Annotated in this window: 2 protein-coding genes; both read right to left on the reverse strand. The window is 53.1% G+C overall.

Annotated features, from left to right (window positions below):
- Positions 1 to 779: 779 nt before the first annotated feature.
- Complete coding sequence (locus tag ACWA6V_RS16655) at positions 780 to 2,195, reverse strand: sigma-54-dependent transcriptional regulator (RefSeq protein ID WP_449523543.1); 1,416 nt, start codon at positions 2,193 to 2,195, stop codon at positions 780 to 782.
- 86 nt (positions 2,196 to 2,281) lie between these two features.
- A partial coding sequence (locus tag ACWA6V_RS16660) for an ATP-binding protein (RefSeq protein WP_449523544.1) occupies positions 2,282 to 4,768 on the reverse strand: 2,487 nt, incomplete at its 5' end.

A 4,768-nucleotide genomic window follows, 5' to 3' on the forward strand; every position in this document is an offset into this window, starting at 1 on the left:
CTGGTTGGTTCGAAATTCGGCTGGGTTCAGGTACGAGTAAACCTGGTTTATGCAAACCGGTGAAACCTGTAGTCCGGAAAGCAAAACGGGAAAGCTTTCGCTTTCCCGCAGGAGGGAGCACCGGAGTGCTTTAATCGGCATTCAATGGGGTGCTTCCGTGCCCATATCCAATCTCGCGTGCTATCCCATCCCGTGCCTAGTCAGTAGTCCGCTTTATTTTAGTGTCTTATTGCTCTTGTCTTCTAGCGTTGTCAATCTAACTTATTGTTTTCGTTATTATTATTCAATTTCTGTTGTTATTATTTGTTGTTGTTATGTTCTTTTATTTTCAGTTTCTTATTGTTTCTTGTTGTTATTCGTTTGTTTCAGTTTCTTATTGTCTATTGTTGTTATTTTAAGTTCGTTACGCTTTTTATTATTTGTTGTTGTTATTAGATTTTCACATTTAATTCTTATTATTTGTTTTTGTTATGGCGCTCTAAAAGCAGTACTTGTGCCAGTTTTATAATAATCAATTAAAACAATGGGTTAGGTTTTTTTGGTGACGCCTTATTTCTTTTTGTTATTTCGATAGGTTACATATTTGTCACAAGTTTGTTACGCCTACCCAGTGCGGTAACAGTATTTGTACGGTAACACTCCCGTGTTTGGGGGTAACGATTTGGCATCAATAACAACAAGCATGACGCATTAATCAATAAAACTGTCACTAAAAACAAAAATCCCCAGTGCGGTGAGGCTACTGGGGATTTTTTTGCTGGCTGTTGGGCCTGGGTTTGTTATTTGACGCTGCTCAGTGCTGCGGTGGATTTGGTGCGCGGTATGCCAAGGCGTTGGCGGCGCTCCCAGAGGCACTTGCGGCTTACACCCAGCTTACGCGCCAGCTCTGTTTCGCTCATGCTGTCCTGGTGTTCCAAGACAAAACGTTGGAAGTAGTCTTCCAGTGACAGGTCTTCCGATGCCGCCGGTGCACCACCGGGGCTGCGGTTGGCGAGGCGGGCAGGTTCAAACACGGAACTGCCGGTATTGTCGTCCAGATCCTGGTAATCCATATCGATAGACAGAAGGTGCTCGCCAATTTCGTTGCTGTCCTCGCACAGAATTACGGCGCGCTGCATGGCGTTTTCCAGTTCGCGCACATTGCCTGGCCAGTTGTAGCTCATGATGGCATCCATGGCGCCAGACGAGAGTTTCAGTTGGGCTTTCCCGAATTGGGCACAGTAGCGTTGCAGGAGGGATTCAGCAATGTTGATGATATCGCGCCCGCGCTCGCGCAGCGGCGGTAGCTCCAGTTGGACTACGTTGATGCGGAAATACAAGTCTTCGCGGAATTTGCCCTCTTTGGAGAGCTTGCGCAGGTCGCGGTGGGTTGCGGCGACCAGGCGTACATCCACTTTGCGCGATTCAACCGAGCCGAGCGGGCGCACTTCGCCCTCTTGCAGTACGCGCAGCAGGCGCGCCTGGGCTTCCAGCGGTAACTCGCCAATTTCATCGAGGAATAGGGTGCCGCCATCAGCTGCTGCTACCAAGCCTTCACGATTGGTAGCGGCGCCGGTAAAGGCGCCTTTTTCATAGCCGAACAGCTCGGATTCAATCAAGGTATCGGGAATCGCGGCGCAGTTGACCGAGATCATCAGGTGATTGTTGCGGTTGCTCTCTTCGTGCAATGCGCGGGCGACCAGTTCTTTACCGGTGCCGGTTTCGCCGTGGATCAAAACGGTTGCGTTAGTGGGGGCAACTTTATGGATGCGGTTGTATAAATCCTGCATCACATCGCTGGCGCCAATCATGCCGGCGATGGCGGTGCTGGCGGCAATGGTGCCGACGGCCGCTTTATTGGCGGCCTTGGCTTTGCCGATCACCCGCTTGACCGCATTGACCATCTCGTCGTGATCGAAGGGTTTGGCGATATAGTCCACCGCGCCCATGCGCATGGAGTCTACTGCCGAGCGCAAGCTGGCGTAGCTAGTCATGATGAGTACTGGCGTATCACCCGCCAGTTTGATCAAGTCAGTACCCGGGGCGCCCGGCAGGCGCAGGTCGCTGACGATCAGGTCAAACTCTTTCAGTTGGAATTTGGACGTCGCCTCTTTTACCGACGGGGCCTCGCTGACCTCGTACTGGTTGCGCTCAAGCAGCTTGCGCAGGGCGTTACGGATGATGGTTTCGTCTTCAACAATCAGAATCTTACTCATAGCTATCCGGGTCTTGCGTTAAGTGTTACTGGTCAATAACTTGCGGGGGCACACCTGCAAGCCGCTGGTTTTATTCACTTTGTTGCTCAGGCATCCATGAATGAATCGAGGTGGCGCGGCAGGGTGATAACAAATCGTGCGCCGCGATTGTGAACTGTATCGGCAGGGCTAATGATGTCCATATGGCCGCTATGGTCTTCGATAATGCTGTACACCATAGCCAAGCCCAAACCTGTACCTTCACCGGGTTCTTTCGTGGTGAAGAAAGGTTCGAGAATCCGTTCAATCAGTTCGGGAGGGATACCATGCCCCTCATCGGTAACAGAAACTGTTACCGAATCCTCATCTTCGTTACTTTCAAGCATAACACGCCCTTGCTCCGGGCTGGCATCCCGCGCGTTAGATAAAAGATTTATAAAAACCTGAATTATGCGTTGCGCATCGCCAGCCACTATGGCGGTTTTGGGGATATCGTTGCAGAAGAGCACCTGGGTTTTCTCTTTCTGCAATGACAAAAGATGAATAGCTTCATTCGCACAGTCCCTGATCGACACCGCCTCAAACTCGGTTTTACTGGCGTGGCCAGCATGGGAGAAGCTCACCAGCGATTGTACGATGCGGCCGACGCGGTCGGTTTGGCTGAGGATCTGCTCAGCGGTTTCCAATACTTCGGCGGGGTCGGTGGAGTCGTATTTCAGGTTTTGCGCCAGGCAGGCGATGCCGGTAATCGGGTTGCCGATTTCGTGGGCAACACCTGCTGCCAGACGGCCGACTGATGCCAATCGCTCTGAGTGTACCAGCTCCTGCTCCAGCAACTGTGTTTCGGTCACGTCTTCCAGCAGCATGACCTGGTCGTAGACGCCAGCGGTAATCGGACCTTCGATATTGGCTTTATGCAAGCTGATCCAATGCGGGCGTTTGTTCAGTTCGATTTCGCGGCGATAAAAGTGCGGCTCTTTGCTTTGGCTGAAATCGATCAACAGGCTGCACCAAGGCTCGGGAATATCTTCGAGATATGACCCTGTCACATCCTCGCCCGGCGTTTGGGTGAGTTCTGACATGGCGCGGTTCCACATAAGCACTTCCATATCGCGCCCCAGGGAGCAGACTGCCATGGGCAGTTCTTCCAGGGTTTTGCGATGATAGAGGCGCAGGGTATTAAGCTCCGCCGCCATACCGGTCAAATGGTTGCGATATTCAGCGAGACGGTTTTCGATCAGGTTGATATCGACGGTGGTTTGGGTTTCTACGGTTGAATGGGGAATGCATTTATCCATGATCTCGCTGGCGACATGGATACCCATCAGGCTCGATAAATTGCCTTCGATCTGGTCGCGCAACCGGCGCAGGGCGTAGGGGCGGCGCTCGTCGATGCTCAGGTTTAGCTCTTTCAGGGCGATGTCCACCTCGCGGCTGGCGGTTACTTTGCCGAGCGGCTTGGCGAGGCGATGTTTGAATTCCGATGCAGAATGTACATCCAGCGCCTGGCGCACCGGGTGGCTGATTTCGTCAGCAGCGCAGAGGTCGGCGCTGTATTGCTCGTCTTCCGTCTGGCGTGTGAGCATGGAGATGATCACGAAGCAAAAAGTATTCAGCCCGAGCGAGATAAGCGTCACTTCGCTCCAGTATTCGATGCCAATGGGAACTGACCAGCTGAGCAGAGGCAATTGGATAAACTCCAGCCCTGTCAGTATCGGCAGCAGCAACCCCAGCGCCCAGATACTGGTACCGACAACTAAGCCGGCAATAATCCCTCGCTTGTTGCCCTTGCTCCAGAACACGATCGCGAAGGTGCCTGGCAGGAATTGCAGGGTTTCGATAAAGGCGGTCATCGCCAAATCGGCGAGGCTGAGGCGGTTGTCCAAAATCCAATAGAGTATGTAGCCACCAAAGAAGATCGCGGCGATCAAAATCCGGCGCAGCCAGATCAGTTGGCTATAGAGGTCGGAGCGGGTGCGCAGCTTCAGGCTGGGTAATAGCCAATGGTTCATCACCATGGTGGAGAGTGCGAGTGAAATAACCACCATGGCGCCGGTCGCCGCGGAGAGGCCGCCGATAAAAGCCAGCAGGGTCAGGCCGGGCGAGTCAAACAGAATCGGTATGCCCAGGGTGTAATACTGCGGAGGTAGCGGAACAGAGAGTTCAGTGCCGGCCCAGAGGATCGGGAAAATCGGCAGCGCCATCAGCAACAAAAACAGCGGGAAGGCCCAGGTTACTGTGTGCGAATTGCGCATCAGCGGGTTTTCTGCCAAACCCAAATGGAAGATGTGCGGCATGGTCACGGCGGTGGCGACAAATACCAGCAGCAGCGTATGCGCTGAGTCTGTGTGGATGGGGGTGTGCAGCAGTGCGAGATTTTCGGGGTGATCGAGCAGCCATTGGTCGAGCCCCTCCAGCCCATCAAATACTCCAAATACCGCCACCAATCCCACCGCGCAGAGGGCGCAGACCTTAAGCAGCGATTCAAATGCCATGGCGGTAATCAGGCCGCGATGCTGTTCGCGGTTGGCGCCGAATGAAATGGTGAAGAAGGCGAGAATCGCGCAGTAGCAGAGCGCCATTATGTCTTTGAA

It is taken from the genome of Cellvibrio sp., from assembly GCF_053579595.1.

Coding starts and splice junctions, on each gene's coding strand:
- ACWA6V_RS16655 (WP_449523543.1), bottom strand. CDS start 2,195: ATGAGTAAGATTCTGATTGTTGAAGACGAAACCATCATCCGTAACGCC.